We start from the raw sequence: 16,321 nt of genomic DNA, 5'->3' as shown, positions 1-16,321 counted from the left end.
TCGCTCACGTCGACGCCGACCGGGGCCGGGCCCCCAACGCGGGTCGGCGGTCGCGCGCGTGACGACGTCCCTCGTGGCCGGGGTCGGCGGCGGGGGGACCTTCGTGCCAGGGTCACAGGAGGCCGCGACCTCGTGAGGGGCCGTATCCGAACCCGTGCCGCTCCGTGCGTCGACCGGAGCGGAACGGATGTGGCTTCGTGGGTGCGGAGAATTCCCGCCCGTTGCTTCCATACCCATCCGCATGGCCCCAGTAACGGTTCCGCATGGCTCCAGTAACGGTCTCCGACGTTCAGTCCAGTCGGCCCTTCGCCGCCCGGTGCTGGGCGAGCAGGGTGTCCACGACCAGCTCGGACGGCCACAGCGGCGCGGTCAGTGCGGTGACGTCCAGCCCCCGGAGCAGGTCGAAGTCGGGACCGTCAACCAGCCGCCACGCGGCGACCGCGACGCGCTCGCGGCCGTCGCGGCGCAGTCGGTCGACGGCGTCGAAGACCGAGGGCGCCCAGGTACGCAGGTAGCCGACCTGGACCGGTGCGCCCAGGCGTCGGCTCAGCATGCGGGCCACGTCCATGACCACCTGGCGCTCCTCGGCTCCGGTGGTGCCGTCGGCCGCCAGGACCACACCGTCCTGCGGGCTCCAGCCCGACTCCGCGAGCCGCCCGGCGAGGTCGGCGACGATGGAGGGCACCGCGCCCAGCGGCGGGGTGTGGCAGGAGTTCTCCAGGTGGGCGAGGTCGAGCCGGGAGAACAGGTGCGCGCTGGCCACGTCGCCCCCGGCGACGAAGGCGGGGACGACCACCTTGGGGCCGGTAACGGATCGGAGTGCCGAGGCGACCTCGTCGGGGCTGCCGAAGGCCGGGACCACGGGAGCCTCGCCCCGGTCGGCCACCGCCTCGGCCAGACCGCACAGGGCCTCCCGTCGGTGGGCGTCACGCGAATCGTCGGCTACGAGGACCATCGTGGGGACCATGTGCGGCTCCTTGGAATCGCTGTGCGTATCTGCCGTCCTCCGCGAGCGTAAAGCGGCCCAGTTTCGGGGGAGTGCCCCTGTGTTACGCCGGGGAAAACATCAGACAATGGCTGTGATGGTTATCACCAGGGGTTCTCTTGGTGAACCATAACAATCGCCGAAAAAACGTGACGTGTCTACATCGCCGCGGAGTGGCGTACGCCGCACGGCGGCCGTGCGCCGAGCCCGCCCCCAGGTCACCACCGACCACTCCGGGCGCACCCAGGCACGACGTCCGGCGCCCGCACGGAGGCGGGGAATGGGACCGGAGGGAGATCACGCCGAATACGCCCGCCCCGGCGTACGATTTGCCGGGAAAGTTCTCCAGAGAAAAGTCGGAGCAAAGAAATTCAAATGCATATGCACGGAGCAGGTGCACATGATTCCGAACACGCGGACCCGATCCGCGCACCGCGTCGGTCCCGACGCCGACCCACCCGCGAAGGGTGACGCGCGCCCCGGCCGCCCGCCGGACGCGACACCGACCACGCCCGCACGTGAGGGGTTCACGTCCGGCTGTTGCACACGGGAAGCATCCCTGTCAAGGGTGTACGCTCCCCTTCCCTCCCGTAACCGCACACCACCTGACGTGGGGAGACAGGGGGCAAGTCCGGCGTGATCACTTGCCAACCCCCTCCACGCCAACCACACTTGACCTCAAACGGGGGCTTCCCGAAGCACACGCGCCACGGGAATCCCCCGGGTCGCCGCGTCCCGGCTTCCCCACACCGGGCGAGCACGACCCGCCGATCCACCGAACCATCCTGACTGGAGTGAGCATGGCCGTCCACCCTCGGGTGCAGACGCTGGCCCAGACCTTCCTCGCCCACGCGGACCGGACCGCCCCGGGTCTGGTCGAAGGCCTCTATCTGACCGGTTCGGTCGCCCTCGGCGACTTCCGTCCGCACACCAGCGACGTCGACTTCGTCATCGTCACCTCGCGCGCCCCGGGACAGCCGGAGCTGGAGCTCCTGCGCCGCGCCCACGCCCTCACCCGCGCCGACGTCCCCCGTCCCCAGTTCAACGGCATCCACGTCACCTGGGACGACCTCACCCGCGACCCCGCCGCCTGCGGCTCGGTCGCCTCGGTCACCGCCGGACGCTTCCGGGCCCGGGCCAGCAACGACGTCAACCCCGTCACCTGGCACGTCCTCGCCGACCGCGGCGTCACGGTGCGCGGACCGCATCCCCTCGAACTCGACGTGTGGGACGAACCGGAGAGTCTGCGCACCTGGTCCCTGGGGTCGCTCGACGAGCAGTGGCGCCGCTGGCGGGAGAAGGCGGGCCGCCTGGTGACCCCGCGCGGCCTGGCCGTCCTCGGCTCCCTCGCCCCCTCCTGGAGCGTGCTCAGCGTCAGCCGCCTGCACTTCACGCTCAAGACCGGGGAGATCACCTCCAAGTCCGGTGCGGGCGCCTACGCCCTGCACGCCTTCCCCGAGCGGTGGCAGCGCATCGTCAACGAGTGCCTGCGCGTCCGCCGGAGCGCCCAGGCCCCCTCCCTGTACGAGAGCGCGCTCGCCCGGCGCCGGGCCGCCCTGGACTACATCGAGATGGTCCTGGACGACGCCCTGCGCCCCGGCATGGCCGTCTGAGCCCCGCCCCGGCCGGGGCCACCGCACCCGCCCCGCCCGTGGAACGGGAGCGCCGACCATGTCCTAATCTGATGGGCATGACCATGCGCCCCATCGTCCGGTTCGGCGACCCCGTACTCGTCACCCCGACCACGCCCGTCACCCGTTTCGACCAGCACACCGAGTCCGTGGTGCGGGACCTGCTGGACACCGTGGACGCCCCCGGCCGCGCCGGGGTGGCCGCCACCCAGATCGGGATCGGGCTGCGTGTGTTCGCCTACAACGTCGAGGGGCGCCTCGGCTACGTGATCAACCCGCGCATCGCGGAGGTGTCCGAGGAGGTCCAGGAGGGCGAGGAGGGCTGCCTCTCCGTGCCCGAGCTGTGGTACCCCACCCGACGGGCCCAGCGCGCCGTCGTCACCGGTGTCGACCTGCGCAACGAGCCGGTCACCGTCGAGGGCACCGGGCTCATGGCGCGCTGTCTCCAGCACGAGACCGACCACCTGGACGGCATGCTCTACATCGACCGGCTGGACGCCGAGGAGCGCAAGCGCGCGATGCGTGACATCCGCCGCTCGTCCTGGTTCCTCCCCGCGCAGGCGGCCCCCTCGGCCCCGGCCGGTGGCGCGCTCCCCAGCGCGTTCGGCGGCAGGGGCTGACCACCCCGCCGCCGTTCCGGGAGGGGGAGCCGGCCACGGATCCGGCCCCCGGCCGCCGGACCTCGGCACACCGGACGACAACGACACATCCCCGGGAAGCGGGTATCTTCGGACACGGCCCCGCCCCTCCCCCGCGATCACGCGGGGACCACCCAAGGCATGTCGATCCTCCACCCCCGCCCCCACGACACCCCCGCACACCGCGGTCGGCGGGGACGGGTCGCGCGTGGACCGTCCTCGGAGCAGCCATGACACCCTCCTCTCACCCCGTCCCGCGGCGCGCCCGGCGCTGCGCGCTCACCGTCACCGGCATCGCGGCGGCCGTCCTGGTCGCCCTGCCCTCATCCGCCGCGGCCGAGCCGGACGAGGTCGACATCGACGAGCTGACGGAGCGCGCGGAGGAACTGGAGGAGTCCTACAACGGCGAACTGCTCCAGTTCAACGAGATCCGGGACCGGGTCGAGCAGGCCGAGGAGGACCTGGCGGAGATCGAGGAGCGGCTGGAGGAGTCCCGGAGCGGTGTGTCCGCGATCGCCGCCTCCCGGTACAAGAGCGACGGATTCCTCCCCAGCCTCCAGATCGTCTTCTCCAGCGACCCCGAGCGGATGTACACCGACGCCGCGACCGTCGCCTACATCAGCGAGAGCCAGTCCGAGCACATCTCCGACCTCGTCGACACCCACCGGGAGCAGCAGGAGGTCACCGAGGAGCTGAACGAGGAGCTGGCGGAGGCCGCCGAGCTCGTCGAGACGCTGGAGGAGCAGCGCGAGGAGGTCGAGGAGCGGATCCGGGAGTACGAGGAGTCCCAGGTCCCCGAGACCCCCGGGAACGGCACCATCCCCGACAGCGCCCGGGGCGGCGGCTGGGAGTCCACCACGCCGCGCATGGCCGCGATCCGGGACAACATCATCATGGCCTACGGCGCGCCCTACCCCGTGGGCTGCTGGCGGCCCAGCGCCGACGACCACGGCGACGGCCGCGCCTGCGACTTCATGATGAGCTCCGGCGGCGCGATGCCCTCGGCGGAGAACCAGGCCCTCGGGGACCAGATCGCCCAGTACGCGATCGACAACGCCGCCGCGTGGGGTGTGGACTACGTGATCTGGCGCCAGCGGATCTGGCAGCAGTCCAACCCGCGGTGGGTGTTCATGAACGACCGCGGCGACAACACCCAGAACCACTACGACCACGTGCACATCAGCTCGTACTAGCGTCGGGTCTCCGCCCCGGACCGGACGGGTCCTCCGGCGCGGGCGAGCGGGAGGGCCGCCGCCAGCGCCACCGCCGTGAGTGCGAAGGCCGGTCCGTACCCGAGCAGCTGGATGACCAGCCCCAGGCCCATCGCCCCGGCGCCCGTGCCCCCGTCGAAACCGATGTTCCACACCGCGCTGGCCCGACCGAACCCCGCCGGACCGGCACGGTTGAGCATGAGGGTGACCGTCTCGTTCTGCACGGCGCCGAAGCCGAGGCCGAACACGGCGGCGCCGGCCACAGCCAGGACCGCCACCCCGACCCCCGGTCTGCCACCGTCGTCCTGCCACCACAGGGCCGCACTCGTCAGGGCCGTCCCGGCCGCCGCGACGGCCACGCCCGGCATGAGCAGGAGGCTCCGGCGGAGGCGGTCGTGCAGACTCCCCGCGCTCCACCGCCCGACGACGGCGCCCAGCGCGTAGGTCGCCAGTACACCGCTGACCAGCCACGCGGCGCCTTCCAGGGGGATCGCCACGAAGGTGACGACGGCACTGGCCGCCGAGGCGGTCAGCAGCATGAGGACGAGCGGGGCGGCCAGCGCCGAGAACGGCACGCGCCCGGTCCGGGCCGCGGAGCCCCGTCCGCGGCCCGCTCCCCGCAGGGCCGGTCGGTTGCGGCCCCCGTCGGCGAACCAGACGCCCGCGGACAGCGCGCTGCCCGCCACCGAACACAACCCGGTGATCCAGAACGCGGTGTCGAACCCGAGGTTGAGGGCGACCCCCACGCCGCCGGGCAGGATGAGGACCTGCGGCAGGCCGACCGCCAGACCGTAGTAGCCCGTCGCCCGGCCCATCTGGTCGCCGGGGACCAACCGGGCCGCCAGCGCGGTTCCGGCGACCGTCACCATCCCGAACCCGACCCCGCGCACGGCCGACAGGGCGATGAGCGGCGCCAGGTCGGTCGTCGCCGGGAACAGGGGGGTGGGCGCGCCCATGACGAACGCCCCTACCGGGAACGCCCACCGGTACCCGCCGCCGCGTTCCAGCAGCCAGGGCATGCAGAGCTGGGTGAGCACGGTGGTGAGCATGAACGCCGCCGTGGTGCCGCCCGCGCCGAACTCGCCCGCGCCGCCGCGCGAGGCCCACAGGGGGACGAGCGGGAGCACGGCGGCGAAACCGGTCATCCCGACCGCCGTGGCCGCGATGAGCAGGGCGAACCCCCGCCCGCGCAGACCGGGGAGCCCGTCGGGGGGCGGTGCCGTCTCCGGGGGCGCCGAGGAGGACGAACGCGATCGGATCATCCGCCCTTTCTATCCCGGCTCGCCACCTCTGTCGATGGCGAGCCGGTCCGTCCCGTCGCGCCGGTCAGTCCCGTGCGGCGCTGACCCGCTCCCGGAGCCAGTCCCGCAGCCGGGCGGTCAGTTCCGGCGTCACCGCGCGCTCCGCGTGCCCCATCCCCGGAACGATCCACAGCTCCCGCGGCTCCCGGGCCGCGTCGTGGATCGCGGTGGCGTGGGAGACCGGGAAGTAGTCGTCGGCGTCGCCGTGCACGACGAGGAGCGGGGTCGGCGCGATGTCCCCCGCGATCTCGCGCGGCTCCGCGGGACGCGGGTTCCACCGCTCGTCGGTCACCCGCACCCCGCGGACCCGGCGGAGGAAGAACCGGCCGAGGGCGCCCTCGATACCGAGGTGGAGCAGGCGCATCCGCCGTGTCCCCCGGTAGTACCAGCGGCTGGGACCGCTCACGGCCACGGCGGCCGAGACGCCGCCGTAGATCGCGGCGTGGCGGACCACCACCGCGGCGCCCATGGAGAAGCCCACGGTGGCGACGGAGGTGTAGCCCGACTCCCGCAGGTGGGCGACGGCCGCCTCCAGGTCGTGGATCTCGGCGTTGCCGACGGTGCTCAGTCCGCCGGACCCGTGGTGGCCCCGGAAGTCGAAGGTCATCACGTCGCCGACGGGCAGGAGGCCCTCGGCGATCGCGCGGGTGTGGGGGCTGCGGTGGGTTCCGGTGAACCCGTTGGCCAGGACCACGGCCGTGGTCCGGGAGTCGGGACCGCGGCGCAGCACGGCGTCGATGCCGACCCCGTCGGAGGTGGTCAGCCAGAGGTGTCGGTCCTGGGAGGGTGGGTGGTCGATGGCGTCAGACACCCGACCATCGTGCCCGATCACCACCGCGCCCCCGCGACCGGCCCCGGCGTGTCGCCCCCTCTCCGGCACCACCCGCACCGGATCGGACTCTTCATGACACGTCAGGCATGTCGGAACACGCGTGGGTGACCTCTTGTGATGGCGGACGTGACAGGCGAATGTGGAGAGTGTCACAGGCCACACCAGCGGCGGTGTCCTCCGCCCTGGCGCGACCGGCAACCGACCCCGAAGGGCTGGGTGGTAGGGATGGTGGACCGAGCCGGAACGGTACCCAGGGCCGACAGGCCCGAGAACATCCGCAACGTCGTGCTGGTAGGACCGGCAGGCGCCGGGAAGACGAGCCTCGTGGAGGCCCTTCTCCTGGCCGCCGGGGAGATCGGACGCCCCGGTCGCGTGGAGGAGGGCACGACGGTCAGCGACCACGACGAGGTCGAGATCCGACAGAAGCGCTCCGTGAACCTCACCCTCAACCCGATCATGGTGGGTGACGTCAAGGTCAACCTGTTGGACACCCCGGGCTACGCCGACTTCATCGGCGCGATGCGCGCCGGACTGCGCGGCGCCGACGCCGCCCTCTTCGTCGTCTCCGCACTGGACGGCGTGGACGGACGGACCCGCGTGCTGTGGGAGGAGTGCGCCGCCGTCGGGATGCCCCGCGCCGTGGCCGTCACCAAGGTGGACCACCCGCGCGCGGACTACGACCAGGTGGTCGCCGAGTGTCAGGAGGCGTTCGGCGGCGGGGTGCACCCGGCCTACGTCCCGGCGGTGGAGGGCAGCGGAGACGCGCGCCACCTCGTCGGCGTCTGGGGGCTGGTGTCCGAGCGCTACCACGACTACTCCGGTGGGGAGGCCGCCGACCGCCCGGTGCCCGACTGGCTGCGTGAGACCGCCGGCCCGCTCCGGGAGACCCTGGTGGAGGAGGTCATCACCGAGAGCGAGGACGAGGACCTCATGGAGCGCTACATGGAGGGGGGCGAACTCGACCCCGACCGGCTCATCGCCGACCTCAAGGAGGCGGTGGCCGCGGGCGGCTTCCACCCCGTGCTGGCGCTCAGTCCGACGAAGGGCGTGGGCGTGCGCGAACTCCTGCGGGAACTGCCGCTGTCGTGTCCCGACCCGACGCGCCGTCCCCTCCCCGAGGTCGCCCGGCCCGACGGACGTCCGGTGGAGGGGCTGTCCTGTGACCCGGACGGGCCGCTCGTGGCCGAGGTGCTCACTACCACCAGTGATCCGTACGTGGGCCGGATGAGCCTGGTGCGGGTGTTCTCCGGGACCCTGCGCCCCGACTCCGAGGTCCATCTGCACGGGCACGGGATCCCGAGCGGCATGACCGGCACCGAGGAACACGACCGGGCGGGGACCGACGAGCGGCTGGGGGCGCTGTCGGTGCCGCTGGGCCGGGAGAACCGCCCGGTGGGCGAGGCCGTCGCGGGTGACCTGTGCCTGGTCGCCAAACTGCCCGGGGCCCGCACCGGGGACACCCTGTCCGACCGCGACCGTCCGCTGCGGGTGTCGCCGTGGCGCTTCCCGCAGCCCCTGTACCCGGTGTCGATCCGGGCCGCCTCCTCGGCGGACGAGGACAAGCTCTCGCACGCGGTCGCCCGGTTGGTCGCGGAGGACCCGTCACTGCGGGTGGAGGTCAACCCCGAGACCCACCAGATGGTCATGTGGACGCTGGGCGAGGCGCACCTGGACGCCGCGCTGGACCACCTGGAGCACAGGTACGGGGTCCGGGTGGAGACCGGCGAGGTGCGGGTGCCGCTGCGGGAGACCTTCGCCGCCGAGGCGCAGGGGACGGGCCGCAACGTGAAGCAGAGCGGCGGGCACGGCGAGTACGGGATCTGCAAGATCAGGGTGGAGCCCCTGGAGTCCGGGGCCGGGTTGGAGTTCGTCGACGAGATCGTGGGCGGTGTGGTGCCCCGGCAGTTCGTCCCCTCGGTGGAGAAGGGCGTACGCGCCCAGATGGCCGAGGGGGTGGACTCCGGGTACCCGCTCGTCGACATCCGCGTCACGCTCTACGACGGCAAGGCGCACTCGGTGGACTCCTCCGACATGGCCTTCCAGAAGGCGGGCCGTCTGGCGTTGCGGGACGCGGCCGGGAACGGGAAGCTGGCGATGCTGGAACCGGTGGACGCGGTGTCCGTGGAGGTGGACGAGACCTACCTGGGGACCGTGATGAGCGACCTGTCCGCGCGGCGCGGCCGCGTAGTGGGCACGGAGACCGCGCCGGGCGGCCGGGCGGTCGTACGGGCCGAGGTGCCGGAACTGGAGATCACGCGGTACGCGGTGGAGCTGCGTTCGCTGTCCCACGGCACGGGCGTGTTCACGCGTTCCTACCTGCGCCACGAACCCCTGCCGCCGCAGGTGGCGGCCAAGATCCCGCGCCAGGGGAACGGAGGGTAGGCACGTGGTTCCCGCTCCCGTCACCTCGGGGATCCGACGTTCGGGCGAAGCGGAGGGCCGAAGCGAACTCACAGCACCCTGCCCGGCCTGCTGCGGTCGGCCAGCGCGGCGAACCGGAACGTGTTGATCGGATGGCTGGAGAGCAGGTTGACCAGCAGGACGAAGAACCCGGTGTCGGTGGTGGCGCGCGCGGCGATGTCGTCGAAGTCCACCGCCTGGTACAGGTACTTGCCGGCGGCCAGCACCCGCAGCCCGTGCATGCCCTCGGGGCAGTACTTGTAGGCGTGGTTGTCGGCGGTGTACTCCTGGGCGCGGCTGAGGGTCGCGCCCACACCCGGGATCACCTGGGCGACGGACACGCAGAACTGCCGCCAGAAGGACGTGTGTCCCGCCGCGATGTGGCCGACCTCGTGGCCGATGACGAACCGCAGCGCGTCGGGGTCGGCCAGGCGTCCGCCGACCTCGAACAGGTCACTGTTGACCGCCACGTACCTGCGCATGCCGTGGCCGGACGCGAACGCGTTGAGCACGCCGTTGCCCAGCACGACGTAGGCCTCGGGCACGCGCCGCATGTGGAACGCGGCGGCCGCCTCGGCGACCATCCGGTACGCCTCGGGGAACTGGGCCTCGGTGATGCGCACACCGTTGACCCGCTGGCGTGCGAACAGTTGGCCGCGCACGAAGTACACGAGCGCGGGGACGCTGAGCAGCAGGAGCGGCTCGTTGGGGTCGCCGTCGCGGGCGCGGCTGACCGCGCCCGCGACGGCGAGCAGTGTCACGAGGCAGCACACGACGAGGAGGGGGATCTCCCGCGGGTGCCGCAGCGCCCTGCGCACACCGGGGTCACCCCACCGCCAGGGTGTTCCCCGCACGCGCGGTCAGAGCCGGTAGTCGGGGTCGGGCCGGTCGTCGTCGGGTCCCTGGGGCGGTGGGGCGTCGTGCGCGCCTCCCCGCGGCGGAGGCCCTGAGAAGGCCGGACCGGACGGCGGCGTCTGGAGGGGCGGCGGATCCTGGCGCGGGTCGTCGTCCAGGTACGCCGCCATATCGGCGGACTGGGTCGACTCCTCGGCCTTCTCCGAACGCCACTCGTCGTCCTGGGCGTTCATCACCGCGCGCATGTCGGCGTCGTGCGTGGCGTGCGCCGGGTGCTCCTCGGAGGGGTCGTCCCACGAGGAGGCCAGGAACGCGCTGTCGTAGGCGTCGTTGCCGCCCTCGTGCGCCGGGGGCTCGGACGGCCTGGTGACGGGCGCCGGGGAGTCCGGGCCGGACGCGGACGTCCGCTCGCCGTGCCCGGGGCGCGGTGCGCTCGGCTCGGGCGCGTCCCCCGGCGGCGGGCCGGGGAAGGCGCCGCCCACGGGAGTGTCGACGGGCGGTGGGCCGGGGAAGGGCTCACCCCGCTCCTCCGGCGGCGGCCCCGGGAAGGCGCCGCCCACGGGGGCGTCGACGGGCGGCGGGGCCGAGAGCCCGGTCGGGAGCGCCTCCCCCTCGGGCGGGGCCACCGGGACCCCGGCCGCCGCCACCGGCGGCGGCGCGGTGGTCGGGGTGTCCGCAGGCGTCCGCTCCGTGGTCGGAGCACCCAGCGGGGCCGCCGTGGAGCGCTCGTCGCTCCCCAGGTAGGAGAGGGCGGCGACGGTGATCGCGGCGAGCCCGGCCCGGAGGGCGGGCTCGCGGGCGGGGGCGAAGAACGGGGAGTGCGGCCCGGGGACGTGGGCCATCTTCTCGTAGGGGGTGTCGCCGGGGGCGGCCTCCCACACGTCGTGCGGGGTGGCGCCGACGAACCAGAACACGTACGGGATGGGCTGGGGGTCGTCGGGCAGGCCGAAGCACCCGAAGTCCTCACTGGCCGTCGAGGGGTCCGGCAGGTGGATGACGTAGTCCTCGCCGAAGTAGGCCAGGTGCGCGGCACTGACCGCCTGCGTGCTGGCGGGGTCGTTGCGAGTGACGCCGACCGCCTGGAAGGACTCGATCTCCGGCTCGCGGGTGGCGCCGGAGGCGGCGGCCTCGGCGCGCACGATCCGCCCGACGGCCTCCTCCAGCTGGGCGATGACGGCCTCGTTGAGCGCCCGGGTGTTGATCTCCAGGACGGCCTCGTCCGGGATGATGTTCGCCTTGGTCCCCGCCTGGATCCGGCCGACGGTGAGCACGGCCGTCTCCCCGGGGCTCACCTCGCGGGAGACCACGCTCTGCAGGCGGGTGACGATGTTGGCGGCGATGAGCACCGGGTCGACCGTGGTGTGCGGCGCGGACGCGTGGCCGCCCTCGCCGTACACCCGCACGCGGTAGGAGCGCGCGGCGCCCATGATGACACCGGCGCGGTGGGAGATGAGTCCGGCGGGCTGCGGGCCCAGGTGTTGGGCGAGGATGACGTCGGGACGGCCGAAGCGGTCGAAGAGGCCGTCGTCGAGCATCGCCCGGGCGCCGTCGAGCATCTCCTCCGCGGGCTGGGCGACGATCATCACCGTCCCGGACCACTCCTGGCGGGTCTCGGACAGCAGGTCGGCCGCGCCGACCAGGCAGGCGGTGTGCGCGTCGTGCCCGCAGGCGTGCATGACCGGGACCTCGGCGCCGTCGTCGTCCACCGCGCGCGCCGTACTGGCGTAGGGCAGGCCGGTCCGCTCCTCCAGGGGGAGGGCGTCCATGTCCGCGCGCAGCATGACGGTCGGGCCGGGGCCGTTGCGGAGGACGCCGACCACGCCGGTCCCGCCGACGCCCGTGTGCACCTCGTAGCCGGTCTGCGTGAGCCATTCGGCGACGCCGCTGGCGGTGCGCTGCTCGGAGTGGGACAGTTCCGGGTTCTTGTGCAGATCGACGTAGAACCCCTCCACGAGCGGGAACAGCTCGTCGAGGAGTCGCATGACCACGCTCCCGTGCTGGGCGGCACGGTTGGGGTCCACCGCGTGCGGCACGGTTTCCACCGCCTTCTTCGTTCTCGACTGTGTGGGCGCTGCCCGCGGGCACTGCCGGGGTCAGCCTATCGGCGCGCCCGTCGACACCCCACACCGCGGCGGTCACCCAGGGTCCACACAACGTGCCGGAAGGGTGAGGATCTGCACACGCGTGGTCACCGCGCCCTCCGTGTCCGCACCCGCGCGACCGCCCCTGCCTCCGGGGTTCGGCGGCGGATCCGCACCGCTTCGGCGGGCGCGGCGGATTTGCGCGAACCCCTGGCATGACGCAGCATGTCTCAGTAAGGTAACGCTGCACCTCCGGGTTCACGGCCTTCCGGCGACCCTCCCGCGCCATCCCCCGGACGCGGTCCCGCGCACATCGGGACCGTGCTCAGCCGGGGCGCCGGACCTGACGAACCCACGACGGTCCAAGGAACACACCCGGATCGGCTCGGCCCCCGCCGTTCGGCGCCGACGTCGCCCATACGGCCCGGGGACCGTGCATCTGTCCCAGAACCAGTCAACTCGGAGTCCGCTCGTGGCCCCACCCATGACCAGCCCGCCCTCGCGTGACCACCACCCGGGGGCCGACGCCGCGCCGACCGGCGCCCATCCTCCGGCGAGGAACCCCGCACCCGGACGGGACGCCCGCCTGGACAACGCCAAGTTCGTCCTCATCACCCTCGTCGTGGTCGGCCACGCGATCGAACCGCTCGGCGGCTACGCGCCCGCGGGTGCCCTGTACTACTGGATCTACTTCTTCCACATGCCCGCGTTCATCCTGATCAGCGGGTACCTGTCACGGAACTTCGACGCCTCGTCGAACCGCGTGGAGAAGCTCGTCCTGTCCCTGGCCGTCCCCTACCTCATCTTCTGGACGGTCCACCAGACGATCTACGCCGTCGACCGCGGCGGGCTCCCGGACTCCCTGTCCGTCCTCAAACCCACGTGGACCCTGTGGTTCCTGGTGGCCCTGTTCCTGTGGCGGCTCAGCGTGCCCGTGTGGCAGCGGCTGCGCTGGCCCGTCGCGATCTCCGTGGTCATCTCGGTGTTCGCCGCCACCGCCGACCTCGGCGACACCCTGTCGCTGGGACGCGTGCTCAGCTTCCTGCCCTTCTTCGTCCTGGGCCTGAGCCTGCGCCCGGAGCACTTCGCCCACCTCGACCGGTGGTGGGTGCGGATCTGCTCGGTGGCGGTCCTGGCCACCACCGCCGTCCTGGCCCCGACGATCTCGGACCACCTGAGCCGGGACTGGCTGTTCTGGCGCGAGAGCCTCACCGACCGCGCCATCGACCCCCTGCTGCCGAGCATGGGCATCCGGCTCGCGTTCATGGCGCTGGCCCTGCTGATGAGCGTGTCCGTGCTCGCCCTCACCCCCAGGCGGCGCACCTGGATGACGAGGCTGGGCGCCTACTCCCTCTACGTCTACCTGGGGCACTCGGTGGCGCTCATCCTGCTCAAGGACACCGCCTGGTACGACGTCATGCCCGCCCCCCAGACCCTGGCCGCCTCCATCGCCCTGGGGCTCGCCCTCACGCTGGTGCTGTGCGCCCCGTGGGTGCGCGGGGGCCTGCGGTGGGCGGTCGAACCGCAGTTGACGTGGGTCCTGCGTGAGGACTCCGTGCTCCGGGTGAACCGTTCCCGCGACGCCTCCGGCAGGGGGCGGGCCTGGCGGAAGCCGCAGCGGACCGGCGCGACGGACTCCTGACGAGGGACGGAACGCGTGTGGCCCCCGGGACGCGTCCCGGGGGCCACACGCGCGTTCGCGGACGGTTCAGCTGTCACCGTGCCCGGAGGGGGGCGAGGTGGCCGCGAGTTCGCGGGAACGCGCCTCGAAACGGCGGGTCTCCCGCCACAGCCGCGCGACCAGGACCGCCTCGAAGAAGCCCAGCGCCGCGCAGGAGAGCACCGCGACCGGCAGGATCAGGCTGTCCAGCGGCGACACGAGCGAGACCAGCGCGGTCACCGGGGCGACCACGCACAGGAACATCTCGAACTCGATCCCGCTGAACAGGTGCGGACGCACGCGGCGGCGGAGCAGCCAGGCGCGGACCCGGGCGTACAGACCGGTCGGGGCGGACGCGCCCGCCTCGGCCGGGGCGTCGGCGGCGTCGTTCTCCGGGTCCTCCTCGGCGGCGGCCTCGGGTTCGGTCTCCCCCGCCGCGGCGGCCAGGGCGCGCCGCATCGACCGTCGGGTCTTGGCGATCTGGGAGGCGTTGAGGTAGCGCAGCAGGTCGAAGAAGACCACGAACGGGGCGGCGATGAGGTAGGCGGCGCTGCCCGTGGCGGCCCACTGGCCGATGAGCAGAGCCGTCACGCAACCGAAGAAGCGGATACGGTCGAAGACGAAGTCGACCCACGAGCCGAACACCGAACCGGTGCCCTTCAGCCGGGCGATCTTGCCGTCCATGCAGTCGAGCACGAAGCTGAGGTGGAAGAGCAGGGCGCCCAGCGACAGCCAGGCCCACCCCGCCGGTCCCGCCCAGGCGGGGACGGCGAAGCAGACGGCGGACAGCAGGCCCAGCACGCCCGCGCCCAGCGTGAGCTGGTTCGGGGTGATGTTCGTGCGGTTGGCCGTCCAGACCACCAGCCGTCCGGCGAGGGGGTCGACGAGGAAGACCGTCCACCAGGCGTCCCTGGCCTTGTAGGTCTCCGCCTTGACATGAGCGAGCGTGAAACGCGACATGCGGGCTCTCCAGAAGCGCCCGTCCCCCGAGCGGACCCGGCGGCACGCGGCGTGGGACCGGGAAGGGCTGTGACAGCGGGAATCCGGCCATCATGCCAGATGGGGGGTCGTGCGACCTAATCGGTGACGGCATACTTGACAGGTAAGAGGGGGATCAACAGGCGCCGCCTGCGCGAGCAGCAGCGGAGTGGTCCACCCCCTTCGGTCTCGACCGAGGTAGAGGCATTGCGTTTTCTCAACGACCAGGTCCCGCAGCAGGACCTGACCTACAGCGACGTGTTCATGGTCCCGTCCCGCAGCGCGGTGGGTTCGCGGCTGAGCGTGGACCTGTCGTCGCAGGACGGCACCGGCACCACCATCCCGCTGGTCGTGGCGAACATGACCGCGGTGGCCGGTCGTCGGATGGCCGAGACCGTCGCCCGGCGCGGCGGCATCGCGGTCATCCCGCAGGACATCCCGATCGAGGTGGTCTCCGACGTGGTCGCGTGGACCAAGGAGCGGCACCTGGTCCACGACACCGCCATCACGCTCAACCCGGCCAGCACCGTGGGCGAGGCGCTCAATCTGCTGCCCAAGCGGGCGCACAACGCCGTGATCGTGATCGACGACGCCCGCCGCCCGCTCGGCGTGGTCACCGAGGCCGACTGCTCCGGGGTCGACCGCTTCGCGCAGCTGCGCGACGTGATGACCACCGAGCTGGTGACCATCCCGGCGGACACCGAGCCCCAGGAGGCGTTCGGGATCCTGCACGACCACCGGCACCGCCTGGCGCCCGTGGTCGACGGTGACGGCGCCCTGGTGGGTGTGCTGACCCGGACCGGCGCCCTGCGCTCCACCCTGTACACGCCCGCCGTCGACGACCGGAACCGCCTCCGCGTGGCCGCCGCCGTGGGCATCAACGGCGACGTGGCGGGCAAGGCCGCCGAACTGCTGTCGGCCGGTGTGGACACGCTGGTGATCGACACCGCGCACGGCCACCAGGAGAAGATGGTCTCCGCGATCGCCAAGGTGCGCGCGCTGTCGCCGTCGGTGCCGCTCGTGGCGGGCAACATCGTCACCGCCGAGGGCACCCGGGACCTCATCGAGGCGGGCGCCGACATCGTCAAGGTCGGTGTGGGCCCCGGCGCGATGTGCACGACCCGCATGATGACCGCGGTCGGCCGCCCGCAGTTCTCCGCCGTGCTGGAGTGCGCGGAGGCCGCCCGGGAGCTGGGCAAGCACGTGTGGGCGGACGGCGGTGTGCGCCACCCGCGCGACGTCGCGCTCGCGCTGGCCGCCGGCGCGTCCAACGTCATGGTGGGGTCGTGGTTCGCCGGTACCTACGAGTCCCCGGGCGACGTCATGCGTGACGCCGAGGGCAGGCAGTACAAGGAGAGCTTCGGCATGGCGTCGGCCCGCGCCGTCAAGCTCCGCACCGCCGACGACTCCCCGTTCGACCGCGCCCGCAAGGCCCTGTTCGAGGAGGGCATCTCCACGGGCCGGATGTACCTGGACCCGGAGCGGCCGAGCGTGGAGGACCTCATCGACCAGATCATCGCCGGTGTGCGCAGCTCGATGACGTACGCGGGCGCCACCTCGCTCGCCGAGTTCCACGAGCGCGCGGTCGTGGGCGTGCAGAGCGCGGCGGGTTACAACGAGGGCCGACCGGTCCCGACCAGCTGGTAGCCGTGCTTCTCGCGGCCTCGCAAGCTCGTCTGGTTCTCGGCGCGCCGAGAACCGGGATTCCTCATCCTCGGCGGCGCCTGTCGCTCGTTCCTCGCTAGCGGC

The 16,321-nt window shown here is 72.7% G+C and carries 12 protein-coding genes; 6 read left to right on the top strand and 6 right to left on the bottom strand.

Annotated elements, in window-relative coordinates; translation table 11 throughout:
* Positions 1-289: 289 nt before the first annotated feature.
* Positions 290-967, bottom strand: coding sequence for a sirohydrochlorin chelatase (locus tag DVR05_RS01070; protein WP_116243869.1), 678 nt, complete (start codon positions 965-967; stop codon positions 290-292).
* A gap of 818 nt (positions 968-1,785) precedes the next feature.
* Here DVR05_RS01070 and DVR05_RS01065 point away from each other — a divergent pair.
* The 3 genes from DVR05_RS01065 to DVR05_RS01055 all read left to right on the top strand — a co-directional run bounded on the left by DVR05_RS01065 (position 1,786) and on the right by DVR05_RS01055 (position 4,447).
* The gene (locus DVR05_RS01065; protein ID WP_116243868.1) at positions 1,786-2,598 is read left to right on the top strand and encodes an aminoglycoside adenylyltransferase domain-containing protein; all 813 of its coding nucleotides are present in this window, start codon (positions 1,786-1,788) and stop codon (positions 2,596-2,598) included.
* A gap of 77 nt (positions 2,599-2,675) precedes the next feature.
* Positions 2,676-3,236, top strand: coding sequence for a peptide deformylase (gene def, locus DVR05_RS01060; protein WP_116243970.1), 561 nt, complete (start codon positions 2,676-2,678; stop codon positions 3,234-3,236).
* Between the two features lie 248 nt (positions 3,237-3,484).
* Positions 3,485-4,447 (top strand): hypothetical protein, encoded by a 963-nt coding sequence (locus DVR05_RS01055; protein ID WP_116243867.1) that lies wholly within the window; start codon positions 3,485-3,487, stop codon positions 4,445-4,447.
* On the opposite strand, the gene DVR05_RS01050 is transcribed toward DVR05_RS01055, so the two are convergent.
* Both DVR05_RS01050 and DVR05_RS01045 read right to left on the bottom strand, forming a co-directional pair.
* Complete coding sequence (locus tag DVR05_RS01050) at positions 4,444-5,727, bottom strand: MFS transporter (RefSeq protein ID WP_198658984.1); 1,284 nt, start codon at positions 5,725-5,727, stop codon at positions 4,444-4,446. The genes DVR05_RS01055 and DVR05_RS01050 overlap by 4 nt on opposite strands.
* A gap of 64 nt (positions 5,728-5,791) precedes the next feature.
* A complete protein-coding gene (locus DVR05_RS01045; RefSeq protein ID WP_116243968.1) occupies positions 5,792-6,577 on the bottom strand; it encodes an alpha/beta hydrolase in 786 nt (261 codons plus the stop codon).
* Between the two features lie 246 nt (positions 6,578-6,823).
* On the opposite strand from DVR05_RS01045, the gene DVR05_RS01040 reads away from it, so the two are divergent.
* Entirely contained in the window at positions 6,824-8,980 is a 2,157-nt protein-coding gene (locus DVR05_RS01040; protein WP_116243866.1) for an elongation factor G-like protein EF-G2, read from the top strand.
* 68 nt (positions 8,981-9,048) lie between these two features.
* Here the strand turns inward: DVR05_RS01040 and DVR05_RS01035 are convergent, their stop codons facing one another.
* Positions 9,049-9,816, bottom strand: a complete 768-nt coding sequence (locus DVR05_RS01035; RefSeq protein ID WP_116243865.1) for a M48 family metallopeptidase — start codon at positions 9,814-9,816, stop codon at positions 9,049-9,051.
* A 42-nt stretch (positions 9,817-9,858) separates the two neighbouring features.
* Entirely contained in the window at positions 9,859-11,895 is a 2,037-nt protein-coding gene (locus DVR05_RS01030; protein WP_116243864.1) for an amidohydrolase, read from the bottom strand.
* A gap of 523 nt (positions 11,896-12,418) precedes the next feature.
* On the opposite strand from DVR05_RS01030, the gene DVR05_RS01025 reads away from it, so the two are divergent.
* On the top strand, positions 12,419-13,576 hold the full coding sequence (locus DVR05_RS01025) for an acyltransferase family protein (protein ID WP_116243863.1): 1,158 nt from the start codon (positions 12,419-12,421) through the stop codon (positions 13,574-13,576).
* A gap of 66 nt (positions 13,577-13,642) precedes the next feature.
* Here the strand turns inward: DVR05_RS01025 and DVR05_RS01020 are convergent, their stop codons facing one another.
* On the bottom strand, positions 13,643-14,554 hold the full coding sequence (locus DVR05_RS01020; protein WP_116243862.1) for a CDP-alcohol phosphatidyltransferase family protein: 912 nt from the start codon (positions 14,552-14,554) through the stop codon (positions 13,643-13,645).
* A 225-nt stretch (positions 14,555-14,779) separates the two neighbouring features.
* Here DVR05_RS01020 and DVR05_RS01015 point away from each other — a divergent pair, with 225 nt between their 5' ends.
* Positions 14,780-16,219, top strand: coding sequence for a GuaB1 family IMP dehydrogenase-related protein (locus tag DVR05_RS01015; RefSeq protein ID WP_116243861.1), 1,440 nt, complete (start codon positions 14,780-14,782; stop codon positions 16,217-16,219).
* Positions 16,220-16,321 lie beyond the last annotated feature (102 nt).

Origin of the sequence: Nocardiopsis sp. FIRDI 009, assembly GCF_003386285.1 — a bacterium.
In the GTDB taxonomy this organism is placed as follows: Bacteria; Actinomycetota; Actinomycetes; order Streptosporangiales; family Streptosporangiaceae; genus Nocardiopsis.
Note: the sequence above shows the minus strand (reverse complement) of the source record. Positions and strands in the feature narration are given on the sequence as shown.

Coding starts and splice junctions, on each gene's coding strand:
- DVR05_RS01040 (WP_116243866.1), top strand. CDS start 6,824: ATGGTGGACCGAGCCGGAACGGTACCCAGGGCCGACAGGCCCGAGAAC.
- DVR05_RS01025 (WP_116243863.1), top strand. CDS start 12,419: ATGACCAGCCCGCCCTCGCGTGACCACCACCCGGGGGCCGACGCCGCG.
- DVR05_RS01065 (WP_116243868.1), top strand. CDS start 1,786: ATGGCCGTCCACCCTCGGGTGCAGACGCTGGCCCAGACCTTCCTCGCC.
- def (WP_116243970.1), top strand. CDS start 2,676: ATGACCATGCGCCCCATCGTCCGGTTCGGCGACCCCGTACTCGTCACC.
- DVR05_RS01020 (WP_116243862.1), bottom strand. CDS start 14,554: ATGTCGCGTTTCACGCTCGCTCATGTCAAGGCGGAGACCTACAAGGCC.
- DVR05_RS01070 (WP_116243869.1), bottom strand. CDS start 967: ATGGTCCCCACGATGGTCCTCGTAGCCGACGATTCGCGTGACGCCCAC.
- DVR05_RS01050 (WP_198658984.1), bottom strand. CDS start 5,727: ATGATCCGATCGCGTTCGTCCTCCTCGGCGCCCCCGGAGACGGCACCG.
- DVR05_RS01055 (WP_116243867.1), top strand. CDS start 3,485: ATGACACCCTCCTCTCACCCCGTCCCGCGGCGCGCCCGGCGCTGCGCG.